This window comes from Bradyrhizobium sp. ISRA436 (assembly GCF_029910015.1).
Classification (GTDB): Bacteria; Pseudomonadota; Alphaproteobacteria; order Rhizobiales; family Xanthobacteraceae; genus Bradyrhizobium.
Map to the genome: position 1 here is coordinate 1559016 of NZ_CP094519.1, position 26241 is coordinate 1585256.

At 65.1% G+C, this 26241-nt stretch carries 22 protein-coding genes; 14 read left to right on the forward strand and 8 right to left on the reverse strand.

Translation table 11 applies throughout. The annotated features are described in order from the left end of the window. The first annotated feature begins 39 nt into the window (after positions 1-39). A complete protein-coding gene (locus tag MTX23_RS07475) occupies positions 40-1533 on the forward strand; it encodes an NAD(P)/FAD-dependent oxidoreductase (protein ID WP_280975974.1) in 1494 nt (497 codons plus the stop codon). Between the two features lie 88 nt (positions 1534-1621). Then, complete coding sequence (locus MTX23_RS07480) at positions 1622-2689, forward strand: maleylacetate reductase (RefSeq protein ID WP_280975975.1); 1068 nt, start codon at positions 1622-1624, stop codon at positions 2687-2689. Between the two features lie 8 nt (positions 2690-2697). Here the strand turns inward: MTX23_RS07480 and MTX23_RS07485 are convergent, their stop codons facing one another. Continuing rightward, positions 2698-4152, reverse strand: a complete 1455-nt coding sequence (locus MTX23_RS07485; RefSeq protein ID WP_280975976.1) for a GH1 family beta-glucosidase — start codon at positions 4150-4152, stop codon at positions 2698-2700. A gap of 332 nt (positions 4153-4484) precedes the next feature. Between MTX23_RS07485 and MTX23_RS07490 the strand changes: the two genes are divergently transcribed. The 6 genes from MTX23_RS07490 (at position 4485) to MTX23_RS07515 (ending at position 11675) form a co-directional block, all read left to right on the forward strand. Next, positions 4485-5990, forward strand: a complete 1506-nt coding sequence (locus MTX23_RS07490) for a M1 family metallopeptidase (RefSeq protein ID WP_280975977.1) — start codon at positions 4485-4487, stop codon at positions 5988-5990. Between the two features lie 2 nt (positions 5991-5992). Continuing rightward, positions 5993-6334: a hypothetical protein gene (locus MTX23_RS07495; protein WP_280975978.1), complete on the forward strand. Its 342-nt coding sequence runs from the start codon at positions 5993-5995 to the stop codon at positions 6332-6334. A gap of 78 nt (positions 6335-6412) precedes the next feature. Then, positions 6413-8131 (forward strand): acetolactate synthase large subunit, encoded by a 1719-nt coding sequence (locus MTX23_RS07500; protein ID WP_280975979.1) that lies wholly within the window; start codon positions 6413-6415, stop codon positions 8129-8131. 59 nt (positions 8132-8190) lie between these two features. Further along, positions 8191-9831 carry a phosphoglucomutase (alpha-D-glucose-1,6-bisphosphate-dependent) gene (pgm, locus tag MTX23_RS07505; RefSeq protein ID WP_280975980.1) on the forward strand — a complete coding sequence of 547 codons (1641 nt, stop codon included), beginning with the start codon at positions 8191-8193 and terminating at the stop codon, positions 9829-9831. 76 nt (positions 9832-9907) lie between these two features. Further along, positions 9908-10807 (forward strand): NAD(P)-dependent oxidoreductase, encoded by a 900-nt coding sequence (locus tag MTX23_RS07510; protein WP_348637566.1) that lies wholly within the window; start codon positions 9908-9910, stop codon positions 10805-10807. Further along, positions 10800-11675: a dihydrodipicolinate synthase family protein gene (locus tag MTX23_RS07515; RefSeq protein WP_280975981.1), complete on the forward strand. Its 876-nt coding sequence runs from the start codon at positions 10800-10802 to the stop codon at positions 11673-11675. The genes MTX23_RS07510 and MTX23_RS07515 overlap by 8 nt, the downstream gene beginning before the upstream one ends. A gap of 91 nt (positions 11676-11766) precedes the next feature. Here the strand turns inward: MTX23_RS07515 and ftsH are convergent, their stop codons facing one another. Continuing rightward, positions 11767-13611, reverse strand: coding sequence for an ATP-dependent zinc metalloprotease FtsH (ftsH, locus tag MTX23_RS07520; protein ID WP_280975982.1), 1845 nt, complete (start codon positions 13609-13611; stop codon positions 11767-11769). Between the two features lie 243 nt (positions 13612-13854). Here ftsH and MTX23_RS07525 point away from each other — a divergent pair, with 243 nt between their 5' ends. Both MTX23_RS07525 and MTX23_RS07530 read left to right on the forward strand, forming a co-directional pair. After that, entirely contained in the window at positions 13855-14943 is a 1089-nt protein-coding gene (locus tag MTX23_RS07525) for a trypsin-like peptidase domain-containing protein (protein WP_280975983.1), read from the forward strand. A 146-nt stretch (positions 14944-15089) separates the two neighbouring features. After that, the gene (locus MTX23_RS07530) at positions 15090-17417 is read left to right on the forward strand and encodes a xanthine dehydrogenase family protein molybdopterin-binding subunit (RefSeq protein WP_280975984.1); all 2328 of its coding nucleotides are present in this window, start codon (positions 15090-15092) and stop codon (positions 17415-17417) included. Positions 17418-17557: 140 nt separating this feature from the next. On the opposite strand, the gene MTX23_RS07535 is transcribed toward MTX23_RS07530, so the two are convergent. Genes MTX23_RS07535 through MTX23_RS07545 form a run of 3 tightly spaced genes read right to left on the reverse strand, consistent with a single transcriptional unit; the run spans position 17558 to position 20779 of the window. After that, positions 17558-18754 (reverse strand): acyl-CoA dehydrogenase family protein, encoded by a 1197-nt coding sequence (locus tag MTX23_RS07535; protein ID WP_280975985.1) that lies wholly within the window; start codon positions 18752-18754, stop codon positions 17558-17560. Between the two features lie 13 nt (positions 18755-18767). After that, on the reverse strand, positions 18768-19913 hold the full coding sequence (locus tag MTX23_RS07540) for an acyl-CoA dehydrogenase (RefSeq protein ID WP_280975986.1): 1146 nt from the start codon (positions 19911-19913) through the stop codon (positions 18768-18770). 5 nt (positions 19914-19918) lie between these two features. Then, entirely contained in the window at positions 19919-20779 is an 861-nt protein-coding gene (locus MTX23_RS07545; RefSeq protein ID WP_280975987.1) for an enoyl-CoA hydratase, read from the reverse strand. A 158-nt stretch (positions 20780-20937) separates the two neighbouring features. On the opposite strand from MTX23_RS07545, the gene MTX23_RS07550 reads away from it, so the two are divergent. From MTX23_RS07550 to MTX23_RS07560, 3 genes are read left to right on the forward strand one after another with little or no spacing between them, the layout of a single operon-like run. Next, the gene (locus MTX23_RS07550; RefSeq protein WP_280975988.1) at positions 20938-21552 is read left to right on the forward strand and encodes a LemA family protein; all 615 of its coding nucleotides are present in this window, start codon (positions 20938-20940) and stop codon (positions 21550-21552) included. A gap of 20 nt (positions 21553-21572) precedes the next feature. Beyond that, complete coding sequence (locus MTX23_RS07555) at positions 21573-22469, forward strand: YgcG family protein (protein ID WP_280975989.1); 897 nt, start codon at positions 21573-21575, stop codon at positions 22467-22469. Between the two features lie 18 nt (positions 22470-22487). Next, positions 22488-22985, forward strand: a complete 498-nt coding sequence (locus MTX23_RS07560; RefSeq protein ID WP_280975990.1) for a TPM domain-containing protein — start codon at positions 22488-22490, stop codon at positions 22983-22985. A 144-nt stretch (positions 22986-23129) separates the two neighbouring features. Here the strand turns inward: MTX23_RS07560 and MTX23_RS07565 are convergent, their stop codons facing one another. From MTX23_RS07565 to MTX23_RS07575, 3 genes are all read right to left on the reverse strand, one after another. Continuing rightward, positions 23130-23744, reverse strand: a complete 615-nt coding sequence (locus MTX23_RS07565) for a glutathione S-transferase family protein (RefSeq protein ID WP_280975991.1) — start codon at positions 23742-23744, stop codon at positions 23130-23132. An 81-nt stretch (positions 23745-23825) separates the two neighbouring features. Further along, positions 23826-24635, reverse strand: coding sequence for an MBL fold metallo-hydrolase (locus MTX23_RS07570; RefSeq protein ID WP_280975992.1), 810 nt, complete (start codon positions 24633-24635; stop codon positions 23826-23828). Then, a complete protein-coding gene (locus tag MTX23_RS07575; protein ID WP_280975993.1) occupies positions 24632-25006 on the reverse strand; it encodes a cyclic nucleotide-binding domain-containing protein in 375 nt (124 codons plus the stop codon). The genes MTX23_RS07570 and MTX23_RS07575 overlap by 4 nt, the downstream gene beginning before the upstream one ends. A gap of 210 nt (positions 25007-25216) precedes the next feature. On the opposite strand from MTX23_RS07575, the gene MTX23_RS07580 reads away from it, so the two are divergent. Further along, entirely contained in the window at positions 25217-26221 is a 1005-nt protein-coding gene (locus MTX23_RS07580; protein ID WP_280975994.1) for a hypothetical protein, read from the forward strand. The last annotated feature ends 20 nt before the right edge of the window (positions 26222-26241 follow it).

A 26241-nucleotide genomic window follows, 5' to 3' on the forward strand; every position in this document is an offset into this window, starting at 1 on the left:
CTAGGGAATGGACCTGTTCATTCATCTCGGAGCGGTTTCATGGTCAAGCAGAAGCATGTGTGCGTTATCGGTGCCGGCGTGTCGGGACTCGCCGCAGGCAAGGCGTTCGCCACGCGCGGCCACAAGGTGACCATCATCGAGCGCAGTGGTGATCTCGGCGGGGTCTGGGAGCCGGCGCGCTCCTATCCCGAGGTGCAGACGCAGAGCCCGAAGGACCTCTATCGCTACACCGACAAGGCGATGCCTGAGTCCTATCCGGAATGGCCGAAGGGACCGCAGGTCCATGCCTATCTCAGCGAATATGCCCGCAGCCACGGGATCGACGGCGCGATCCGCTACGATACCAAGGTGGAGGCGATGAACCGCCGGGCCGACGGCAAACCGGGCTGGAGGCTCGAGTTGCGCTCGACCGACGGCGCCACCGGCCACGAGGATTTCGACTTCGTCGCTGTCTGCACTGGGCAGTTCAACGAGCCGCAGACATTGTCGCCGCCGGGCGAGGACGGCTTCAAGGCGCAGGGCGGCCAGATCCTGCATTCGTCGCAATATGGCGATCCGACCCTCGCGAAGGGACGCAACGTCGTCGTGCTCGGCGGCTCGAAATCGGCCACCGACATCGCGGTGAACGCGGTCAATTCCGGTGCCAGCGAGGTGACGATCGTGTTTCGCGAGCCGGTCTGGCGGATCCCCTATTTTGTCGGCGGGCTGGTGAACTTCAAGCGCATCCTCTACATCCGCGCGCAGGAGCAGATGTTCGCAAGCTGGGGCATCGGCCCGACGGGACGCCTCGCGCATGCGATCGCAAAGCCGTTCGTCTGGGCGAACTGGCGTGGGCTCGAGAGCATGCTGAAGATGCAGCTCAAGCTCAAACAGTGCAACATGGTGCCGAAGGAACGGATCGAGGACGGCGTCAACTGCTCGGTGCCGATCGCAACCCCCGGCTTCTATCCGATGGTCGCTGACGGCCGCATCAAGGCGGTGCGCGGCACCTTCGACCATTATGACGGCAAGACCATCGTGACCAGCGGCGGCCAACGCATCGCGGCCGACATCGCGGTACTTGCGATCGGCTACAAGCTCGGCGTGCCGTTCCTGCCGGAGGCCTATCGGGCGAAACTGGTCGAGCCCGACGGGCAGTACCGGCTGTATCGCCTGATCGCCAATCCCGATCTGCCCGACATGGGCTTCGTCGGCTTCAACTCGAGCTTCTGCACGGTGCTGTGCGCCGACCTCGCCGCGAACTGGCTGGTGCGTTACGCCGACGGCCGGCTCGCGCGCCAGCCGAGCGCGGCCGAGATGAACGACAACATCGCGATGATGCTGAATTTCAGGCGCGTCGAGCGGCCGGCGGCGGGTGTCTATGGCGGACTGTGCGTCGCGCCCTATCATTTCAAGCATTTCGACGAGCTGTTGGCCGATATCGGCGCCAAAACCTGGCGCCGCAACCCGCTCGTCGAAAAGTTCACGCCGCCCGACGCCGACGCCTATGCGCGCTTTCTTGCCACCGCGCCGGACTACAGAGCGGTGGTGTGAGAACGTCACGGTTGACTGGTTTGGTGAGGTAGGTGAAACACTCGTGCCGTCCGGGCATGATACGCCTGATGTCAGCGAGGGAAGCATCATGTCGCAGTCCTTCACCTATCAGGTCAGCCCGATGCGGGTGGTGTTCGGGGTCGGCACCATCGCGAAATTGGGGGACGAGTTCGAGCGGCTCGGCATCAAGCGTGCGCTGGTACTGGCGAGCCGCCGGCAGCAGGCCGAGCTCGGCGATCTCGCGGCATTGACCGGCGGCCGCATGGCGGGGCTGTTTGAGGGGGCCGTCGTGCACACGCCGGTCGCGGTCACCGAGCGGGCCATGCAGGTCGTGCGCGATCTGAAGCCGGACGGGGTCGTCGCGATCGGCGCGGGCGCCGCGACCGGCCTGAGCAAGGCGATCGCACTGCGCACCGACCTGCCGCAACTGATCCTGCCGACCAGCTACGCCGGGTCCGAAATGACGCCGGTGCTGGGAGAGACCGTCGACGGCGTCAAGACCACGCAGTCGTCGCCAAAGATTCTACCCGAGGCCGTGATCTATGACGTCAACCTGACCGTCTCGATGCCGGCAAAATTCTCCGCGATCTCCGGGCTGAACGCGATCGCGCACGCAGCCGAGGCGCTGTATGCGCGCGACGGCAATCCGATCACCTCGCTGATGGCGGAAGAGGCAATTGCGAAGCTCGCATCGTCGCTGCCGGAGGTGATTGCGCGGCCGCACGATCTCGAGGCGCGTTCGGATGCGCTTTACGGCGCATGGCTGTGCGCCGTCTGCCTCGGCACGGTCGGCATGGCGCTGCATCACAAGCTCTGTCACACGGTCGGTGCATTGTTCGACCTGCCGCATGCCGAGACCCACGCGGTGCTGCTGCCGCACACCATCGCCTACAACACGCCGGCGGCACCTGATGCGATCGGCCGCGCCGCGAAGGCGCTTGGTGTGCCGAACGCGGCCAGTGGCCTGTTCGACCTGTCGGCGCGGCTTGGCGCACCGCGCGCGCTTGCGAAGATCGGCATGCCCGAAGACGGCATCGCAAGGGCCGCCGAGCTCGCCGCCAAGAATCCCTACTGGAATCCGCGGCCGATCGAGCAAGAAGGCATTCGCGATCTGCTGAGGCGGGCATGGGCCGGCGCGCGGCCGCAGGAATGGTAGGGCTGTCGTCACACTCCGATCGCGTTGCGCGCGATCACGTCACGATAGAATGCCGCGCTCAGCTTCGGCACGCGCGCCTGGGTCTCGAAATCCACCCGGTACAGGCCGAAGCGTTTCGCGTAGCCGAAGATCCATTCGAAATTGTCCATCAGGCTCCACAGGAAATAGCCGTGAACCGGGACGCCTTCGGCGGTGGCGCGCTGCAGCTGCGCGAGATAGTTGCGCAGGAACATGATGCGGTCGACGTCGTAGATCTGGCCGTCCGGATGCAGTTTGTCCTCGCCGGACGTTCCGTTCTCGCTGATATAGATGCTCTTGATGTTCCACAGCTTGGCGGCAATCCGCGGCGCCCAGTAGATCACTTCCGGCGCGATCCGCAGCCATTCCGAGTTCATATGCGGGAACGACGCCGGCATCGGCAGCGGTCGCCAGCCCGGCGCATGGTCGGTGGCGACGACGTAGACTTGCGGCGCGTAGATGTTCAAGCCGACGAAATCGTTGGGTTGCGAAATGGTCTTCAATTCGTCCGCAGTGAATTTGGGCGCGTCCGCACCGGCCCATTGCAGGAAGCCCTCGGTGTACTTGCCTTCGAGGACGACGCCGAGAAAGCCAGCATTGAGTTCACGCGTCGCGATCTCGGTGGCGTGGATGTTCTCCGGCGTGTTGATCGCGGGCACGCAGGCAGTGATGTTCTCGGCCGGGCCGACCCGCGTGCCGGCGCGCCCCTTGGCGCGGATCGCCTGCACTGCGAGCCCATGCGCCAGCGCGACGTGGTGGCGCGCCTGGTTCACCTGCGCCTGCGGCAGCTTCAACCCGGGTGCGTCGATGCCGAGGCCGTAACCGAAGGGGATGAAGCGCCCGACCTCGTTGAGGGTGAAGATGTTCTTGACGCGGTCGGTGAGCCGCTGCGCGACATAGCCGGCATAGTCGCCGAACGCCTTCGACGTCTCGCGGGATTGCCAGCCGCCGACGCGGTCCTGCAGCACCTGCGGCAGATCCCAGTGATAAAGCGTGGCGTAGGGCTCGATGTCGTTTGCCAGCAACTCGTCGACCAGGCGGTAGTAGAAGTCGAGGCCCTTCGGGTTCGGCGCGCCGGTGCCGTCCGGAAACACCCGTGGCCAGGCGATCGAGAAGCGATAGGCCCTGGCGCCGAGGTCCCTTATCAGGCGGACGTCCTCCTTGTAGCGGTGATAGTGATCATTGGCGCGATCGCCGTTGGTGCCGTCCTCGATCTTGCCCGGCGTGTGGGTGAAGGTGTCCCAGATCGAACGGCCGCGGCCATCCTCGTTGACCGCGCCCTCGACCTGGTAGGACGACGTCGCAGTGCCCCAGACGAAGCCGGCGGGAAAGCTCGCTCCGTCCGGCCGCGGCGGCTCCTTCGCAGCCTGGGCGGGGGCCGACAGGCCGAGCGCCGAGAGGCCTGCAAGGCCCGCAAACTGCCGGCGCGAGAATTTACCGAACATTATTGGCTCCCGTCGGGTTCGTGTCGGTCCGGTGGTGGTGCCCGGCCGATGCCGAGGAAAAGCCTCGACCTCATCACCGGCTGCAGCAAGAAGTGCGTCGGCAAGTTATCCTCTGACCGTCCTGCCGGGCAACAAGCGCAGTTGCAATGTCGCGGTCGCAGAGTTGTCAATTTCGTGGTGACATTATCTCCTCTAGATTCACTGCTACCCTCCCCGAAAATAGCGTCCGAAAATCCCTCCGAGGTCTCGTTGAGCCGCGCAATGGGCATCCTGCAAGCCATCACCGATGGGCGTTTCTGCGTTGCGTTGCCGCGGCGACTGTCCTGCTGTCAGTGGCGGCTGGCGCGCGCGCCGAGCAGACCTTTTCCTTCGACAGCACGCCGGGAAGGTTGCCGAAGGTCGTCGTTCCCGTGAATTACGCGATCGAGCTGACGCCCGATTTCGCAAGTCTGGCGTTACCTGGCGTCGAGACTGTCGACATCGAGGTGCGCGAGCCGACCGCTCAGGTGACGCTGAACACGATCAGGGCGACGTTCGGCGATGTCACCGCCGATGACGGGGCGCAGCGCGCCGCGGTCACGACCGATGCCGCTGCGCAGACGGCGACGCTGACGTTCGCCCAGCCACTTGCGGCGGGCCGGCACAAGCTGCGTATCGGTTTCACCGCGCAGATCAACAAGTTCGGCAGCGGCCTGTTCTCGGTCGATTATCCGACCCGGACCGGCATGAAGCGGCTGATCTCGAGCAAGCTCGAGCCGGCGGATGCACGGCGGATATTTCCGTGCTGGGACGAGCCGGCGTTCAAGGCAACCTTTGCGCTCAGCGTCGTGATCCCGCGCGATCTGCTGGCGGTCGGCAACATGCCGGTTGCAAGCGAAGCGCAGGTCTCCGACAATCTCAAAAGAGTGACCTTCGCGCTGACACCGAGGATGTCGAGCTATCTCTTCGTGCTCACCGTGGGCGAACTGGAGCGTGTCACGGCGGACGCCGGCGGCGTCACGCTCGGTGTGGTGACGACGCAAGGCAAGACCGAGCAGGGGCGATTCGCGCTCGACAGCGCGGTCAAGCTGCTCGCCTACTACAACGACTATTTCGGGGTGAAATATCCGCTGCCCAAGCTCGACCTGATCGCGGTGCCCGGCGGATTTGGCGGAGCGATGGAGAATTGGGGCGGCATCACCTTCTTCGAGAGCCGGCTGCTGTTCGATCCCGCGACCAATGCGGAGTCTGCGCGGCGCGGCATCTTTGCCATCATCGCGCATGAAATGGCGCATATGTGGTTCGGCGACCTCGTCACGATGGCCTGGTGGGACAATCTCTGGCTCAACGAAGGTTTCGCAAGCTGGATGGCGACCAAGGCCTCGGAGCAATTCTACCCGCAATGGCAGAACTGGCTGAACGGCTATGGCGTCAAGCAATTCGCCATGGCGCTGGATGCGCGCCGCACCTCGCATCCGATCCAGCAGGCGATCGCCGATCACAGCGAAGCGGTCACGGCCTTCGATGCCATCACCTACAACAAGGGCCAGGCGCTGATCCGGATGCTGGAGAACTATCTCGGTGCGCAGGCCTTCCGCGACGGCATTCGCAAATACATGGCTGTGCACGCCTATAGCAACAGCACGACCGCCGATCTCTGGCAGGCGCTGGAGAGCGCCGCAGGCAAGCGGATCGCGGGCGTGGCTGCGTCCTTCACCGAACGGGATGGCGTGCCGCTGGTCGTGGCGGAGACCGTCTGCGATGGCACGTCGCAGCGACTGACGCTGCGGCAGGAGCGGTTCGTGATCGCGCCGGCCGACGTGGCGCCCCCGAGCTGGCGCAAACGGCGCTGGCATTGACGTTGACCAGCGAACTACCCGGCACGATCGTCCCGGGCATGATCGGCGCGGTCGCGTCCGCGGGCGAGCAGCCGCAGCTCGCCTGGGATTTCGTTCGGAACAATTTCGACGCGTTGCTGGCGAAGCAGGGACCGAATTTTCGCGATCAGTTCGTGCCCAACTTGATGGCCAACTTCACCGATGCGGCCCACGCGGCCGAGCTCGCTGCCTTCGCGCCGTCGCAATCGACCAGCGGCGGGTGGATGATGGTGGCGCGGGCGCTGGAATCGATTGCGATCTCCGGCGATCTGCAGGCGCGCGTGTTGCCGGTGGTCGCTGCCTGGATCAGGGCGCACAAGCAGTGAGGTCGCGAGGGACTCCCCGACGCCGTACGATGCCGCTATGCTCGACCGGCCGCATGCAATCAAACGCGCGAGGCTGACATGGTTAAAGGCTCCGATTTGCTGGTCGCCGCCCTCGAGAACGAGGGTGTGGAACGTGTGTTCGGTGTTCCCGGCGAAGAGAATCTCGACGTTGTCGAGAGCCTGCGCACATCCTCGATCAAGCTGATCGTCACACGCCACGAGCAGGCCGCGGCCTTCATGGCGGCGACCTATGGCCGGCTGACCGGAAAGCCCGGCGTGTGCATGACGACGCTCGGACCCGGCGCGCTCAATCTCACCACCGGCGCTGCCTATGCCCTGCTCGGCGCGATGCCGATGGTGATGCTCACGGGCCAGAAAGGCATCATGAGCAGCCGTCAGGCCAAGTTCCAGATCGTCGATATCGTCAACACGTTCCGTCCACTGACCAAACTGTCACTGCAGATCGTCAGCACCGCGACCATTCCGACGCTGGTCCGTGACGCCTTCCGGATCGCGATGCAGGAGCGCCCGGGCCCCGTGCTGCTCGAACTCCCGGAGGATATTGCGGGCGAGGAGGCGGAACCGGTGGCCATGGTGCCGCCGCATCCGATCGAAATCCCCATCGCGCATGCCGCGGCGCTGGAGCGCGCGGCAGAGATGATCCTGAAGGCGCAGCGCCCGCTGATCATGCTGGGTGCCGCGGCGTCGCGCCCGCGCAGCACGGCCGGCATCGGCGACTTCGTCCGACGCACCAAGATTCCATTCTTCACCACGCAGATGGGCAAGGGCACGGTGTCCGGCGGGACCAATCTCTACATGGGCACGGCCGCGCTGAGCGAGCGCGACTATGTGCATGAGGCGATCGACCGCGCCGATCTCATCATCGCAATCGGGCATGACACGATCGAGAAGCCGCCCTTCATCATGGGTCCCAAGGGACCGCAGGTGATCCATGTCAGCTATACGCCGGCGAATGTCGAGCAGGTCTATTTCCCGCAGTGTGAAGTGATCGGCGATGTCGGCCCGAGCCTCGAGCTGTTGGCCGACCGGGTCGAGGGACGGCTCCCGCACGCCAGCGCGCTGCACAGCCTGCGCGAGGGCATTCTGGCGAAAATCACCGACCGCGCCACCGAGGGCCGCTGGCCGCCGACGCCGCAACGCATCGTGCATGACGTCCGTCAGGTCATTCCCGAAGACGGCATCGTCGCGCTCGACAACGGCATGTACAAGATCTGGTTCGCCCGCAATTACCGCACGCTGCTGGCGAACTCGCTGCTGCTCGACAATGCGCTCGCGACCATGGGCGCCGGCCTGCCGTCGGCGATGATGGCGGCGATGCTCTATCCGAAGACCCGGGTGCTCGCGGTCTGCGGCGATGGCGGCTTCATGATGAATTCGCAGGAGCTGGAGACCGCCGTGCGGCTCAAGCTCAACCTCGTGATCCTGATCCTGGAAGATTCCGCCTACGGCATGATCCGCTGGAAGCAGGCGGTCGACCATTTCCCCGATTTCGGTCTCACCTTCGGCAATCCGGATTTCGTCAAATATGCCGAGAGCTACGGCGCGAAGGGTTCGCGGATCGAGAGCACCGAGGCGATCGTCCCGACGCTGGAGCGCGCCTTCGCCGGCGGCGGCGTTCATCTCGTCGTGGTTCCCGTCGATTACACGGAGAACAAGCGGGTGCTGGTCGACGAGTTGCGTGAAAAGGTGCAGCAGATCGATGTGTCGTTATGCCTCGATGCGGCCAGCAAGGAACGAAATGCCCCTGGCTTGATTGGGGGTAAGCCAGCATGGTAGCACGCCGAAGCATCACCCGATTGCGCTGATGGTCGGCGAATTCAGTTCTGAGAGGTCACGTGACGGCACTACATCCCGCGGCCGGCAAACCCGTCGATCCTGCTTCGCTCGCCAATGTGCCACGGCTGGTCACGGCCTATTTCGCCGGCAAGCCTGACGCCCATGATCCCGCCCAGCGGGTTGCCTTCGGCACCTCGGGCCATCGCGGCTCGTCGCTGAAGAACTCCTTCAACGAGGACCACATCCTCGCCACCACGCAGGCGATCTGCGATTGTCGCCGCGAGGCCGGGCTGACCGGCCCGCTGTTCATCGGCATCGATACCCATGCGCTGGCCGAGCCGGCGCTGGTCAGCGCGGTCGAGGTGTTCGCCGCGAACGGCGTCGAGATCATGATCGATGCGCAGGGCGGCTACACGCCGACACCGGTGGTCTCGCACGCGATCCTGAGCTACAATAAGGGCCGCAGCACGGGGCTTGCCGACGGCGTCGTCATCACGCCGTCGCACAACCCGCCGGAGGATGGCGGCTACAAGTACAATCCGCCGCATGGCGGCCCGGCTGACACCGACGTCACCGCGGTGGTCGAGAAGAACGCCAACCGCTATATCGAGGCCGGCCTCAACGGCGTGGCGCGGATGCCGTATGAGCGCGCGCGCAAGGCCGCGACCACGCACCTTCACGATTACATCACCCCTTACGTCGCCGACCTCGGCAACACCGTCGATCTTGCCCTGATCAAGTCCGCCGGCGTCAGGATCGGTATCGATCCGCTCGGCGGCGCCGCGGTGCATTACTGGCAGCCGATCATCGCGCGTTACGGGATCAATGCGGCCGTCGTCAACGACGCGGTCGACCCGACCTTCCGCTTCATGACCGTGGATTGGGACGGGAAGATTCGGATGGACTGCTCGTCGCCTTATGCGATGGCGAGCCTGATTCAGATGCGCGACCGGTTCGACGTCGCCTTCGCCAACGACACCGACGCCGACCGCCACGGCATCGTGACCCGCTCGAACGGGTTGATGAACCCGAACCATTTCCTGGCCACCGCGATCGCCTATCTGTTCGCGCACCGGCCGCAATGGAGCAAGGGTGCTGCAATCGGAAAGACCATCGTGTCGAGCTCGATCATCGATCGCGTCGCGAAGAAGTTGAACCGCAAGCTGGTCGAGACGCCGGTTGGCTTCAAATGGTTCGTGGAGGGACTCGGCAGCGGCGCGTTCGGCTTTGCCGGCGAGGAGAGCGCCGGCGCCTCGTTCGTCAAGCGTGACGGCTCGGTCTGGACCACGGATAAGGACGGCATCATTCTGGGTCTGGTGGCGGCGGAAATCATCGCGAAGACCGGTCGCGACCCGAGCGAATTGTTCAATGAGCTCACCGCCGAATTCGGCGTTCCCTATTACGAGCGCATCGACGTTGCAGCGACGCCGAAGCAGAAAAGCGCGCTGAAGGCGCTCGGACCCGAGCAGCTCAACATGACGCAACTGGCCGGCGATGCCGTGCGTGCGGTCAGGACGAAAGCGCCGGGCAACGACCAGCCGTTCGGCGGCATCAAGGTCGAGAGCGAGTCCGGCTGGTTCGCCGCGCGTCCGTCCGGCACCGAGGACGTCTACAAGATCTACGCCGAGAGCTTCCGGGGGCCCGATCATCTCAAGCAGATCCAGAGCGACGCGCAGGCCGCGATCGCCAAGGTGTTTTGAGATCGGGCGGGGCTGACGTCATGCGGGTGCTGTTGACGGGCTCTTCCGGCTGCTCGGGCGTTTTCTCGCGCCGAAGCTGCGGCAAGCCGGCCACAGCGTCGTCGGCCTCGACGTGGTCCCGGGCGAGGCCACCGATATCGTCGGCTCGATCGCCGAGCGCTCGGTGGTAGACCGGGCCTTCGCCGATCACGGCATCGAAGCGATCATCCATGGCGGCGCCCTGCACAAGCCGGATATCGAGCGGTTTTCGCCGCAGGCCTTCGTGGACGTCAACGTGACCGGCACGTTGAATCTGCTGCAGGCAGCGGTAGCCGCGGGCCATGACCGCTTCGTCTTCACCTCGACGACTTCGCTGATGATCTCGCAGGCGATACGCAACGGCGAGGGCATCGCCGCGGTGTGGCTCGACGAGAGCGCAGGCCCGCTCGAGCCGCGCAACATCTACGGCATCACGAAGCTCGCTGCCGAGGGGTTGTGCCGGCTGTTCAGCCGCGAGCATGGGCTGAATTGCGCGGTGCTGCGCACCAGCCGCTTCTTCCCCGAAGACGACGACACGATCCGTGACATCCATGGCGAAAACCTGAAGGCGACCGAGTTGCTGTACCGCCGTCTGACCGTCGAGGATGCGGCTGACGCCCATGTGGTGGCGCTCGAAAAGGCTGGCGGCTTCGAGGTCTTTGTGATCAGCGCACCGACGCCGTTCTCGCGCAATGACCTCGCGGCGCTGAAGTCGGATGCGGCAAGCGTGATTGCACGCTATTTCCCGGATGCGCCGAGGCTGTTTGCCAAGCGCGGCTGGCGCCTGCCGGCATCGATCGGCCGGATCTACGATGCCGGCAAGGCCGAACGCCTGCTCGGCTTCCGCGCGGTAACCGACTTTGCGGCCGTGCTGGACGCCCTGGGTGAGGGAAGGCCGCTTCCCTTTGCGCATGATCCCGACTATGTCTCGCCGTCAACGAGGCTCGCAAATGGCTGATTTTCACGGCGTCTTCCCGTATCTGGTGTCTCCGGTCGATCCCGCCGGCCATATCCGCACCGAGGTGCTTGGCCGGCTCTGCGACAACCTAATCAAGGCTGGTGTCCATGGGCTGACGCCGCTCGGCTCGACCGGTGAGTTCGCCTATCTCAACAATGCGCAGCGGATGCAGGTGGTGCAGACCACGATCGAGGCCGCGCAGGGCCGCGTGCCCGTGGTCGCCGGCGTCGCCTCGACCTCGACCGCGGATGCGGTAGCGCAGGCCAAGGCCTATCAGAAGCGCGGCGCGAACGGCATCCTAGCGATCCTGGAGGCGTATTTCCCGCTCAGTGACGCCCAGGTCGAAGCCTATTTCCGCGCTATCGCTGACGCCGTCGACATTCCCGTGGTGATCTACACCAATCCGAATTTCCAGCGCTCTGATCTTACCCTTGATGTCATCGCGCGCCTCGCGGCCCACCCGCGCATCGGCTACATCAAGGACGCCTCGACCAACACCGGGCGGCTGCTGTCGATCATGAACCGCTGCGGTGACGGCATCAAAGTGTTCTCGGCCTCCGCCCATATTCCGGCCGCGGTGATGCTGATCGGCGGCCACGGCTGGATGGCGGGGCCCGCCTGCATCATCCCGCGGCAGAGCGTCGAGCTCTACAACCTCTGCCGCCGTACCCGCTGGGACGAGGCAATGGCGCTGCAGCGGAAACTGTGGCGCATCAACGAGGCCTTTGCCCGCTTCAATCTCGCCGCCTGCATCAAGGCGGGGCTCGCGATCCAGGGCTATGACGTCGGCGACCCCGTGCCGCCGCAGGCGCCGCTGTCGGCCGAGCAGCGCAAGGTGATCGAGGCAGCTCTGCGCGATCTAGCGTGAGGGGATGTCGTAGGGTGGGCGGGTGCGCTGCGCTTGCCGTCACGCCCGCGGCTTGCCGGGCACGCTTTGTATGCCCCGCGCTTTCGCCTCCCTATACCGCTCTCAGGCCCTCCTGCGGCATCTCGCGCACCAGACTCTTCAGGTCTGCTTCTTCAAGCGTCTCCTTTTCCAAGAGCTTCTTCGCTGCGCTGTCGAGGATTGCGCGGCGCGCGCTGAGGATGCCTTCGGCACGCTGGAAGACGCTATCGACAATCGCGCGGACCTCGTGGTCGATGGCGGCGGCCGTGTCCTCCCCATAGTCGCGTTGGCGCAGGGAATAGGGCCCACCCGCGTCGGCGAGGGGGTTGCTGCCGGGCTCGCGATCGTAGGTAACGCCGCCGAGACTTTCGGACATGCCGTAACGCGTCACCATGCTGCGGGCGATATCGGTCACGCGCCGCAGGTCGTCCGCGGCACCGGTCGAGAGATGCCCGAACACGATCAATTCGGCCGCACGACCGCCGAGCAGCACCGCCATCTTGTTCTCCAGTTCCTCCTTGGTCATCAGGAAACGGTCCTCGATCGGACGCTGGATGGTGTAGCCGAGCGCGCCGACGCCGCGTGGGATGATCGAGACCTTGTGCACGGGGTCGACGCCCGGCAGCGACAAGGCGACCAGCGTATGGCCCATCTCGTGATAGGCGACGATCTCGCGCTCCTTGGGATTGAGCAGGCGGTTGCGTTTCTCGAGACCGGCCACCATGCGCTCGACCGCGCGGTTGAAGTCAATCATGGCGACGGCAGTGGCTCCGCGGCGTGTCGCGAGCAGCGCCGCTTCATTGACGAGATTGGCAAGATCGGCGCCAGTAAATCCCGGCGTCAGCGCCGCCACGGCTTCGGAGGCGACGTCGGCCGCGAGCCGCACCTTCTTCATGTGCACCTCGAGAATTTCGATACGGCCTTTCTTGTCAGGACGATCGACAAGCACCTGGCGGTCGAAACGACCGGCCCGCAGGAGCGCAGGATCGAGAATTTCCGGCCGGTTCGTCGCGGCGAGGATGACGAGGCCGGAACGTGAGTCGAAGCCGTCAAGTTCGACCAGGAGCTGGTTCAGCGTCTGCTCCTTCTCGTCGTGGCCGCCGGCATACGGGCCGATACCGCGTGCCCGGCCGAGCGCGTCGAGTTCATCGATGAAGATGATCGCCGGCGCCTTCTTGTGCGCCTGCTGAAACAGGTCGCGGACCCGTGCTGCACCCACGCCGACGAACATCTCGACGAATTCCGATCCCGATATCGAGAAGAATGGCACGCGGGCTTCGCCGGCGACGGCCTTCGCGAGTAGGGTCTTGCCGGTGCCTGGCGGGCCAACCAGGAGCACGCCCTTCGGCATGCGCCCGCCGAGCCGGCCATAGTCGGTCGGGTTCTTCAGGAAATCGACGACCTCGCGCAGCTCGTCCTTGGCCTCGTCCACGCCGGCGACGTCGCCGAAGGTCACGCCCGTGTTGGATTCGACATAGATCTTGGCTTTGCTCTTGCCGATCGCCATCAGTCCGCCGCCCAGGCCTCCGCCGGCGGCGGCGCGCCTGCCGATGTACCACCAGATACCGAAGAACAGCAGTACGGGCATCACCCACGACAGCAGGTCGCGCAAGAAAGTGTTTTCGATCTGACCGGTGAAGCGCACATGGTATTTCTCGAGCTCCTGGGCCACGTCCTGGTCGACCCGCGTGGTCACGAACTGCTTTTGGCCACCGGGCAGCGGCTGCTTCAGCGTGCCTTGCACTGTGCGGTCGGAAATGCCGACGGAATCGACCTTCCCATCCCGGAGCAATTGCTGGTACTGGCTGTAGGGGATCACCGCGGTCTTGTTCGCGGTCGACACCATGTACTGGATCAGGAAAACCGCGATAATCGCAGCAATGGCATAGCCAATATTGAACCGCGTCCGTTCGGTCATGCCGAAAGCTCCGATCAAATGCGGGACGTCTCTGGCGTCGGATTGGGACGATCCCGCAAAGGCCGCTGAGAGCCGCAACGCATCCCTGGGACAACGAAAGACCGGCGTCCCGGTTTCAATCGGGGACTTGCGGGACAAACCGCGGCGACCCGTGAACGGCGGAAACTGCGGCATTTGTCCCGACATGCGCCCGGCAACTTCCGCCCGTCCGGCGCGTTTATCGACGCGGGAGAGTCAAGGTCCATGTATCGACGCCACATTGCAGTACTTGCCGTTGTCGCAGCCGTTCTGCTGGTCTTCGCCGCCAGCAACATACGTCAGGCTCCGTGGACCGGCTCGGCCGCGCGCGCAGTCACGGAGCGCGGCGCGTTGTCGGACGTCGAAAAGGCCAATATCGAGATATTCGAGAAGGTCTCGCCGTCGGTCGTGCAGGTCGTCGCACAAACCGCCTCCAATCCGCTCAGCGAGGAGCAGGAAGGCGGGGAGGCTTCCGGCACCGGCATCGTCTGGGACAATGAGGGCCACGTCGTCACCAACAACCATGTGGTGCAGAACGCAAGCCAGGTCGCGATCCGATTTGCCTCTGGCGAAGCGGTGCGCGCGGAGATCGTCGGTACGGCGCCGAACTACGATCTGGCGGTACTGCGGATCCGCAACGCGCGCACGCTGCCGCCGCCGGTGGCAATCGGCAGTTCGGCCGATCTCAAGGTCGGGCAGTTTGCATTTGCGATCGGCAACCCTTTCGGGCTGGATCAATCCATGTCCAGCGGCATCATCAGTGCGCTGAAGCGCAGACTGCCGACCTCGAGCGGACGAGAAATTTCGAACGTGATCCAGACCGATACGGCGATCAATCCGGGCAATTCGGGCGGGCCATTGCTTGACTCCGCCGGCCGGTTGATCGGCGTGACGACGGCAATCCTGTCGCCGTCGGGCTCGAATGCCGGCATCGGCTTTGCGATCCCGGTCGATATCGTGAATCGCGTGGTCCCCGAGCTGATCCGCAACGGCCGCGTGCCGACCCCGGGGATCGGCATCGTGACCGCGACCGAGGCGGTGGCCACGCGTTTGGGCACCGAGGGATTGATCGTCGTGCGCACGACGCCGGGATCACCCGCCGAGAAGGCCGGACTCCGCGGGGTAAACCTTTCCACCGGCGAGCTTGGCGACGTGATCACCGCAGTCGACGGCAAGACGGTTCACCGACTTTCCGACCTGAGCGATGAGGTCGAGCAGGTCGGAGTCGGCAGCAAGGTCCGCCTCAGCGTGCAACGGGACGGGGCGACGCGCGATGTCGAGGTCGCGGTCGTCGATATCGGCCGCACGCAATAATATTCTCCCCGGCAGGCTGAATGGCGCCAAATCCAACCGCTCGCGCGCCGCGGGATGGGCATCTGCCTTGATGCGCGCTCGGTTGTCAGCGCGCCAAAATCCGCTAAAACCCCCGCCAAATTCTTGGAAGCTCGAAGGATAAGCTGATGAACATTCTTCCCGGCAATATGCGTTTTGGTGCGGGACAGCCAGTCAAGCGTCTTGAAGACCAGCGGCTGCTCACCGGGAAGGGGCATTTCATCGACGACAAGCCCGAGGACGGTGCGCTCTGGCTGCACGTGCTGCGTTCGCCGCATGCCCACGCGAATATCAAGTCGATCGACACCAAGGCGGCGCTGGAAATGCCTGGTGTCGAGGCGGTCTATACCGGAGCCGACCTGGTCAGGGACGATATCGGCACGCTGCCGACCCTGGCAATCTTCAAGCGGCCGGACGGCTCGCCGATGACGGTGCCGCCGCGCCGCCTTCTGGCTCACGAGGTGGTGCGCTATGCCGGCGAAGGCGTGGCCGCCGTGGTCGCGACTTCGCGCGTGCTGGCGCAGACCGCGGCAGAGGCGATCGAGGTCGATTACGAGGTACTGCCCTCGGTGGTCGATCCGGTCGAGGCGATCAAGCCCGGCGCGCCCGCGGTCTGGCCGGAGGCGCCCGACAACATCGTGGCCGCGATGAGCTATGGCGATGCCGCCAGGGTCGAGGAGGCCTTTGCCAACGCCGCGCACAAGGTGTCGCTCGAGCTGGTCAGCCAGCGCCTGGCGCCGTCGGCGATGGAGCCGCGCTCGACCATCGCCGAGATCGAGAAGAAGACCGGGCGGCTGCTGCTGCACGTGCAATCGCAGACGCCGGGCTCGACCCGCGATCTGCTTGCGGAATCGATCCTGAAGCGGCCGAAGGACAGCGTGCGCGTGCTGGTCGGCGACATCGGCGGCGGCTTCGGCCAGAAGACCAGCCTCTATCCGGAAGACGGCATCGTCGCCTACGCCGCGACCAAGCTGAACAAGAAGATCCGCTGGCGCGGTGACCGCACCGATGAGTTCGTCGGCGGCACCCATGGCCGCGACCTGACCTCGACCGGCGAGTTCGCGCTCGACGCCAAGGGCCGCGTGCTGGCCTATCGGGTGCGCTCGATCGGCGGGACGGGAGCGTACTCGTCCGGTACCGCCAACATCATCCCGCTGGTGCTCGGGCCGTTCGTGCAGACCGGCGTCTACGATCTGCCGCTGGTGCATTTCGAGGTGAAGTCGGTGATGACCCACACGGCTCCGGTCGGCGCCTATCGCGGCGCGGGCCGGCCCGAGGCGGTATTCATTGTCGAGCGGCTGTTCGACGCCGCCGCGCGCCAGATCGGCATGGACCCGCGCACCATCCGCAAGGTGAACTACATCAAGCCGGCGCAGCTGCCCTACACCAACGCAGTCGGCCAGGTGTACGACTCCGGCGCCTTTGCGCACATGCTGGAGCGCGCTTCCGACCTCGCCGACTGGAACGGGTTTGCCGCGCGCAAGAAGGCGGCAAAGAAGAAGGGCCTGCTCTATGGCCGCGGCCTGACCAGCTATATCGAATGGACCGGCGGCCGCGCCCATACCGAGAAGGTCTCGCTGCACGCGACCGCCGAAGGCCGCGTCATTCTCCATTCCGGCACCATGGCGATGGGGCAGGGCCTGCAGACCACCTACACCCAGATGGTATCTGACTCGCTTGGTATTCCCCTGGACAAGATCGACGTCGTTCAGGGCGATACCGATCTCGCCACCGGCTTCGGCAGCGTTGGCTCGCGCTCGCTGTTCGTCGGCGGCACTGCGGTTGCGGTCTCCACTAACGACATGATCAACAAGGCGCGCGAGAAGGCCGCCAACATGCTGGAGGCGGGCGTCGAGGACATCGAGTATCGCGACGGCTTCCTCACCGTGGTCGGCACCGACAAGCGCATCAGCCTGTTCGAGATCGCGAGGAAGGAAGGCGGCGCAAGGCTCTCGGTCGAGAGCGAGGGCGAGGTCGATGGGCCGAGCTGGCCGAACGGTACCCATATCTGCGAGGTCGAGATAGATCCCGAAACCGGCGTCAGCAAGGTGGTGCGCTACACCACGGTCGATGATGTCGGCGTCGCCGTCAATCCGATGCTGGTGACTGGCCAGATCCATGGCGGCGTCGCGCAGGGCATCGGCCAGGCGCTGTACGAGGGCGTGGCCTACAGCGAGGAAGGCCAGCTGCTCACCGCGAGCTACCAGGATTATTGCGTGCCGCGCGCCGACGACATCCCGCCGATCACGGTCACGCTCGACGATTCCGCGCCCTGCAAGACCAACCCGCTCGGCTCGAAGGGCTGCGGCGAGTCGGGCGCGATCGGCGGCCCGCCCTGCATCACCAACGGCGTGATGGACGCGCTGAGCGAGCTCGGCATCACCCAGCTCAACACGCCGCTGACGCCGTCGAAGATCTGGCAGGCGATCCGCGACGCCAAGGCCAAGGCGGCGTAGGACGCACTTTCTCAACGAGTCATTCCGGGGCGCGCGCCAGCGCGAACCCGGAATCTCGCGCCACAATTTCGAGGTTCTGGGTTCATCGCTGCGCGATACCCTCAGATGCGCAATTGCGCGTCGGGGATCCACGGGTGTAGCTACAGCGCCAGCACGATCTTCGCGATGATGTCGCGCTGGATCTCCGACGATCCGCCGAAGATCGTATAGGCGCGTCCGTTGAGATATTCCGGCACCACCGGCAGCAGTTCTTCCGGGATCGCCGGCTCGTGGTTCAGCCGGTAGAACGGCCGTGCCGGCTCGACCGCGAGGCCGTCATTGCCGATCACATCGACGCCGAGCCGCGTCACTGCCTGCCGGATCTCGCTGACCCGCAGCTTGATGAGCGACGACACCGCACCGGGATTCTGCCCGGTCTGCAGCGCCGACAGCACGCGCAGCTCAGTCATCTCCAGCGCATCGATATCGACCTCGACCTCCGACATCCGCAGCGCGATGTCGGGATCGTCGATGGCGCGGCCGGTGACGTCGGAGCTCGCGAGATCGGAGATCGTCTTCAGTGCCTCGCGCAGCTTGGCCGACGCGATGCCGGAGCCGCGCTCGAACTCGAGCAGATACTTGCCGTAGGTCCAGCCCTTGCCCTCCTCGCCGACGCGGTTGGCCACGCGGACCCGAACATCGTCGAAGAACACCTGATTGACCTCGTGATCGCCGCCGATGGTCAGGATCGGACGCGTGGTGATGCCCGGCGTCTTCATGTCGATCAGGATGAAGCTGATGCCGTCCTGCTGTCGCTCGCCTTCATTGGTGCGTACCAGCGCGAACATGCGGTTGGCGTGATGCGCATGCGTGGTCCAGATCTTGGTGCCGTTGATGACGTAGTCGTCGCCGTCGCGCACCGCACGGGTCTTCAGCGAAGCGAGGTCGGAGCCCGAGCCCGGTTCGGAATAGCCCTGGCACCAATAGTCCTCGCCGGAGAGGATCCGCGGCAGATAGAAGTTCTTCTGCTCGGCCGAGCCGAAGCCGATGATGACGGGGCCGACCATCTTCACGCCCATCACGTTGACATTGGGCACGCCGGCGCGGGCGCATTCGGCTTCGAAGATCCAGCGCTGTGCCGGCGTCCAGTCCGGCCCGCCATATTCAACTGGCCAGCCGGGCGCGCCCCAGCCGTTGCGGTGCAGCGCGCGCTGCCAGGCCATGCCGATATCAGGGTCGGAGAACACCGACGGCGTCAGCGCGGTGGCGCGCTTCATCTCCGGCGTCAGGTTGGCGGCGATGAAGTCGCGCACGTCCTGTTCGAACGCGCGTTCCTGGGCGTTGAAGGTGAGGTCCATCTGACGCGCTCCGTTAGCCTTGCACCCGTCCGCTCAGGGCGGCGTGACGGCGATAATGATGGGCGCTGCCGCCGAACAGCGTGTCGAAGGCAAGCAGCCGCTTGAAATAGGAACCGATGTCGAGCTCCTCGGTGACGCCCATGGCACCGTGGAGCTGCACCGATTGCTCGGCGACGAAGCGCGCGCATTTGCCGATCTTGGCTTTCGCGCCCGAGGCCGCGCGACTGCGTTCAACCGGCTCCGCACCGGCCATCAGCGCCGCGCGCAGCGCCATCGAGCGTGCCTCGTCAACCTGCATCGCCATGTCGGCGAGGCGATGGCGGATCACCTGGTTGGCCGACAGCGGCCGCCCGAATTGCTTGCGGATCTTGGTGTATTCGAGCGTGGTGTCGAGCAGCGTCTGCATGATGCCGACGGCTTCCGCGCCAAGCGCGGCCATCGCGCGATTGACCACGGCTTCGATCGCGGGCAGAGCATCGCTGCCGTCGCCGAGCAGGGCGCCGGCGGGAAGCGCGGTGTCCTTCAGCTCGAGGCTGCAGCCACGGCCGCCGCCGAGCCGCGCGTAATCGCGCAGAGCGAGGCCGGGCGCACCTGCCTGCACCAGGAACAGGCCAAGCTTGCCGGAGGCTCCGTTCGCGTTGGCGACGCGGGCGGAGACGATGATCTGGTTGGCGGCGGCGCCATCAAGTACGGCGACCTTGCTGCCGTTCAACCGCCATCCGCCGACGGTCCTGGTGGCGGTCGTCTCGACATGCGCGAGATCGGACCGCGCGGCCCGCTCCGAATGCGCGAACGCGAGGATGAGCGCGCCTTCCGCAACCTTGGGCAGGATCGCCTGCCTCTGCGCCTCGGTGCCGCACTCGGCGATCAGCGCGGCACCGATCACGACCGTGGAGAGAAACGGCTCGGACACCAGTCCGCGCCCAAATGCTTCCATCAGGATCCCGATCTCGATCGCGCCGCCGCCAAGCCCGCCATGGGCCTCGCTGATCGGCAACGCCAGCCAGCCGAGCTCGGCGAACTGCTTCCAGATTGCAGGCGAGAAGCCGAGCGGGTCGTTCGCGCTTTTCTTGCGATGCTCGGCCGTGAAGGTTTCCGCCACGAAGCGGTCGGCACTCTCGCGCAGCAGGCGCTGCTCGTCGCTGAAGGTCAGGTCCATCGGGTCTACTTCACATTAGGGGCTTTTCTGACGGAGGGGTGCAGACCGGCAGGGTCCACCACCATTCCGAATTCCTGGAGGTTGTGCGCATGGCAGAGCTGATGCAGCGCGAAGGCCTGATCGATCGCGGCGGGCTGCCCCATGATGTCGACGGAGCGGTTGACCGCCTCCTTGGACAGCTTCAGCGCAAAGGCGGGCTTGGCCGCGATCCTGCGCGCCAACGCTAGCGTGAAGGATGAGAGATCGCCGCGCGGCACCACGTGATTGACCATGCCGAGGCGATGCGCCTCGTCGGCGCTCCAGACGTCCGCGGTGAACAGCATCTCCTTGGCCTTGCGCGCACCCAGCTCCCAGGGATGCACGAACCATTCGACGCCGCAGACGCCCATCGTCACCACGGGATCGCAGAACTCGGCGTCATGGCTCGCGACGATCAGATCGCAGGCCCAGGCCAGCATCAGCCCGCCGGCGATACACTTGCCGTGTACTTCGGCGATGGTGGGCTTGGCGAGATTGCGCCAGCGCCGGGTGATCTGCAGGTAGATCTCCTGCTCGCGCGCAAAGCGGCCGTGCGCGTTCGGCTCGGCGAAGCCGCCCCAATTTCCGACCGGCGGGAAATCCACGCCCGCCTGATTCTTCCCCGCAGGCCGCAGGTCGTGGCCGGCCGAGAAATGCGGACCATTGCCGGCGAGGATGATGACCTTGACCGCGTCGTCCTGCACCGCCCGGTCGAAGGCGGTGTTGAGGTCGTAGGTCATCTGCAGGTTCTGGGCGTTGCGCGCCTCGGGGCGGTTTATCACGACCCGCACGATCGCGGGCTCCGGCCGTTCGACGACAATTGTCTCGTATTGTTCAGACGTTGTCATGGATCCTCCCAGGATCGATTTTTTCAGCATGATGAACGGCGCGGGGAGGGATAGGCAAGAGCCATCAGCCGCAAAAATGCGGGCGAAAGCCGTCGCGCGGGATTACCAGGCGAAAACGATCTGTTACGGTGATCGAGAATTCCACCGGGAGAACTTTCATGCGCAAGTTTTGGACCGTGTTGGCAGCGCTGGCGACATTGAGCCTGACCAATTGCGGCTACAACGCGATCCAGACCAATGACGAACAGGTCAAGTCGGCCTGGTCGGAGGTGGTGAACCAGTACCAGCGGCGGGCCGACCTCGTGCCGAACCTGGTCAACTCGGTGAAGGGCTTTGCGCAGCAGGAGAAGGACGTGCTGCTCGGCGTCACCAACGCACGCGCCAAGGTCGGCAGCATCCAGGCGACGCCCGAGGTGCTCAATGACCCCAACGCATTCCAGAAGTTCACGCAGGCGCAGGGTGAGCTCACTAGCGCGCTGTCGCGGCTGCTGGTCGTGACCGAAAACTATCCGCAGCTCAAATCGGACGCGCTGTTCCGCGACCTCATGGCGCAGCTCGAAGGCACCGAGAACCGCATCACCGTGGCGCGCAACCGCTACATCAAGGCGGTGCAGGACTACAACGTCGGCATCCGCACCTTCCCGAACAATCTGACCGCCATGGTGTTCGGCTACAAGGACAAGCCCAACTTCACGGTGGATAATGAGAAGGAGATCTCGACCGCGCCGAAGGTCGATTTCAACCCATCGCCGGCTCCTGCGCCGTCGAAGTAGCGGCAGCCGATCCGACCGCGATGGCCGCCGCACGCGTCATCCTGCTTGCCTTCCTGCTCGGCTGGGTCTGCCCGGCGCTGGCCGAGGTCGCGGTGCCGCAGCTCACCGGCCGCGTCGTCGATCAGACCGGAACGCTGTCATCGGGCGATATCGCGTCGCTCGCCGACAAGCTGAAGGACCTCGAGACCCGCAAGGGCAGCCAGATCGCGGTCCTGATCGTGCCCACCACGGGCGAGGAGACCATCGAGCAGTTCTCGATCCGCGTTGCGGAAGCCTGGAAGATCGGGCGCAAGAAGATCGATGACGGCGCGTTGCTCGTCGTCGCCAAGAACGACCGGCACCTGCGTATCGAGGTCGGCTACGGCCTCGAAGGTGTGCTGAGCGACGTCGTCACCCACCGCATCATCGACGAGGATATCACGCCGAAATTCAAGACCGGCGATTTCGCCGGCGGCATCTCGGCCGGCGTCAACCGGATGATCGGCCTGATCAATGGCGAGCAACTGCCGGCACCGCAGCCCGAACATTGGCAGGCACCAAGCGTCGTCGATTTCGCCAATCCAGTCGCGATCTTTGTCGTCATCATCGTGGCGGGTGTCTTGCGCGGCATTTTGGGACGGCTGCTCGGCTCGGCCGCGACCGGTGGCATCGTCGGTGTCTTTGTCTGGATGATGGCCGGCTCCCTTGCCACGGCCATTCTGGTCGGCCTGTTTACCTTCGTCGCGGCGCTCATCTTCGGCGGCTTGAATTTCGGCGGTCCGGTGGTCGGCTCAGGCCCGTACCGGCGAAGCGGCGGCTATCCGGGAGGTTGGTCTGGCGGCGGTGGCTGGAGCGGTGGTTCGGGCTCGAGCGGCAGCGGCGGCTTCAGCGGTGGAGGCGGCAGCTTCGGCGGCGGCGGCGCGTCGGGAAGCTGGTAAGCAAGAGGCATCACGCTCATGGGCATCAAGCGCATCGGCAAGCATCTGCTCGAACACCGCTGGCGGGTGCGGCGTGATTTTCCGCCGCGCGTGCTCGAGGCCATCGAGCGGGCGATCAAGGCCGGCGAAGCCACGCATTCAGGCCAGATCCGTTTCGTGGTCGAGGGCGCGCTTGACGGCGTGCCGCTGTTCCGCGACCAGCCGGCGCGGGAGCGGGCCCTCGACGTATTCTCGCACCTGCGGATCTGGGACACCCATCACAACAACGGCGTGTTGATCTATCTCCTGCTGGCCGATCGCGACGTCGAGATCGTCGCCGACCGCGGCATCGACGCAAAGGTGGGCGCTGCGGGCTGGGAAGCCATCTGCCGCGCGATGGAGGTGGATTTTCGGGCCGGCCGGTTCGAGCAGGGCGTGATCAAAGGGATCGAGGCCGTGTCGCGGGAACTCGCAAAACACTTCCCGCACGTGGCCGGCGGTCCGAATGAGCTGCCGGACAAGCCGGTGGTGATTTGAAGCGCTGCTCTCTCCCCGTCATTGCCAGTCAACGGGTCGCGCCATGCGCGCCCGATGACAGACTCCGCAAAGCAATCCATCCCACGATTTGCGGAGGCATGGCTTGCTTCGTCGCTGTCGCTCCCGCAATGACGGCGGCGGCGCTCAGGCCTTCACCGAAGCCCGTTCGCCCACGCGGTTGAACCAGGCCACGATGTTGGTGTTCGACTTGTCCAGCGGCTGGCCGACCTGGTTGCCGAAATCGAGCCAGCAATAGAGCAGCATGTCGGCGAGCGTGAAGCGCTTGCCGCAGATGTATTCGCGTCCGTCGGCCATCTGGTCGTTCAGCCATTTGATGCGGTTGGCGGCGATCATCTTCAGCCCCGGCGAAGCCTCGGGTGCGACCGGAATGCGCTTCTCGAAGAACTTCAACGCCTCGCCGAAACGGTAGCCGTTGGCGAGCGGCTCGGCGATGTTGAGATCGAGCCGGCGCGTCCACATCCGGCACTCGGCGCGCTGTTCCGGCGTCGCACCGATCATCGCGGGCGAGGGGTGCTTCTCCTCGAGATATTCGCAGATTGCCGTGATCTCGGAGAGATAGCTGCCGTCGTCGAGCTCCAGCGTCGGCATCTGGCCGTGCGGATTGCGCTTCAGGTGCGCCGCCTCGCGGTTCTCGCCGCCGCGCAGATCGACGGTCTGCTTGGGCATCTCGATGCCCTTCTCGGCCATGAACATGCGCACAATGCGCGGGTTCGGCCCGATCGAGTCGTAAAGCTTCATGGTCCTCGCTCCCTGTTTTTCGGCGTTGTTGTTTCTCTTGAACAGGCCGCGCGCGGATTTGTCAAATGTGAAGGAGCACAGTCAATCGTCGAGCTTGTTGAGGTCGCGCACCGACTGCATGATCGGCTCGAAATTCGCGCGCGCATCGAGTGCATCGAACAATTGCGCGGTATCTTCGAGCAGCGCGTGCGAGCGCTGCAGCGCGATCCGCACGTCGTCCTGCGGCGTGTCGGACAGGCGGCCATGACCCGACAGCAGGATTTTCGAATTGAGACCCTTCAGCCGCTCCAGCGACTGGATGTAATCGGCGATCGAGCCAGAGCCGAACACGCCGCCCATCACGCCGCCCGGCATCAGCGTGTCGGCCGCGAACAACAGGCCCTTGTCCTGGTCGAACAGCGTAATGCAGGCCGACGTATGGCCCGGCGTGTACATCACGTTGAGGCGGAAATTGCCGAGGTCGATCAGGTTGCCTTCCTCGAGCCAGAGGTCGATATCGATCGGCACGTTCGGCTCGTTGAACATCTTGCGCAGCATCGAGAAGTCGTCGCGCAGCATGATCTTGTTGGCGGCGAGCCGGTGCGCGGCGATATAGGCAAGGCCATGGAAATGATAGGCCGCGCCGATATGGTCGAGATGCTCGTGGCTCAGCACCACCATGTCGATCATCTCGGGCGTCACCCCGAGGTGCTCGAGGCAGGCGAGGAGGGACGGATAGTTGGTTGACAGTCCGACGTCGATCATGATGGTCCGCTTGCTGCCGCGCACGAGATAGGCGTTCGCCGCGCGGTTCTTGAAGCGGATCTGGTAGACGTCGTCGGCGGCCTGGATCAGCGTCGCCACGTCAGCTTCGAACAGTGTCTTGAACGGACTGGGCCGGCGCTCGCTCATGGGATGGCCGCTCCTTGGTAGGTGACGGCATTGGACGCGCGCAGCCGCTTCGAGAGCGCGTCCATCACCATCAGCGCGAAGGCCGGCTGCTGGCTGACCAGATAGACGAAGCGGGCGTGGTTGATCCGCATCACCCTCGTGCCGGGCGCGGCGGCGATCGCGGTCGCGGACCGCGACGAGCCGTCGATCACGGCCATTTCGCCGAAGAACTCACCCTTGCCGAGGCTGACGATGGTCGTTCTGTTTCCGCCGTTGATCTTCGTGATGTCGACCTGGCCCTCGAGCACGACGAAGAGCTCGCGGCCGGTCGAGCCTTCCTCAAAAATGACGTCATCGACATCAAATTCATTGATGCATTTCTCGATCGTCATGGCACTCCCCTGCCTTCTGGCTGGAAGATGGCGGTATGTTAATCGGGAAAGCGCCGCGCGCAAACGGAGCTAACGCAGATTGCCGCAGGGCAGCATCGCCTAAATCCGGCCCGGAAGAGTTCCTAAAATTTGGGTAATGGCGAGCCTGGGTAACGATTTCGCAAGCAATAAAAGTTACCAAATTGTCAACCTGGTCTGGAGATTTTGAACGTGAGTGAGCAGCAGAGCGAGTCGCTTGGCGGTGAAATCGGCGCCGAAATGGCGGCGAAGACCGAGCCGGTGCTGGCCGCGGCCGATGCCGGGGCTGTCAGGCTCTCGCCCGACCAGGAAGAGACGTCGCCGAAGGCGGACGCCCCCAGGATCGAAGCGCCCAAGATCGAACCTCCGAAGATTGAGCCGGCCCGGGTCGAGCCGCCGAAGATGGACGCGCCCCGTGTCGAGGCCGGAAAGCGCGCCGAGCCGCATTTCCCGGGCAAGATGATGATCATGGCGCCGGGCGACCGGACCTGGAATGACCGGACTTGGGACCACGAGGCATCGGCCTCGAAGCCGGCCTCGGAGCAGGCCGCCAAGCCGGCCGGCACCCGCCGGGTCGCGGCGATGGCCGCGGTGATCGCGCTCGCCGCCGTGGCCGGCGCCATCGGTGGCGCCTTCGCGACGACGGCACTCGGCCATTTCGCCCGCACGGATGTCGCGGCCGCAAAGGATACGCCGACGAAGGAAGCGCTCGACGCCTCGATCGCCCGGATCGACGGCGAAATCGCCGCCCTGAAGTCCAGCATCGACCAGACCGCCAGGAACGGCTCGGCTCAACTCAACAAGACCAATGACCGCCTCGAGAAGGTCGAGAAGGCGCAGGCCGAGCCGATGGCCAAGCTCGCCAAGCTCAGCGAGACGGTCGAGAAGCTTCGCACCACGCCGCAGGTCACCGCCGCCGCGACGCCTGCGGCAGCCCGGGAAGTCGCCGGCACGGTCACGCCGCCGACGGCCGCAACCGCTTCCGCACCCAAGGTCGAGGTCGGCCGCCTGCCCGTCGTCGAAGGCTGGGCGCTGCGCGATGTCGGCAATGGCAGTGCACTGATCGAAGGCCGCGGGGGCATCTATGAGGTCTATGCCGGCGATCCCGTCCCGGGTCTCGGACGCGTCGATGCCATCCGCAGGCAGGATGGGCGCTGGGTGGTCGTCACCAGCAGAGGCCTGATCGTCGCGCGCTGATCGCGGATCTCAGACAAAAC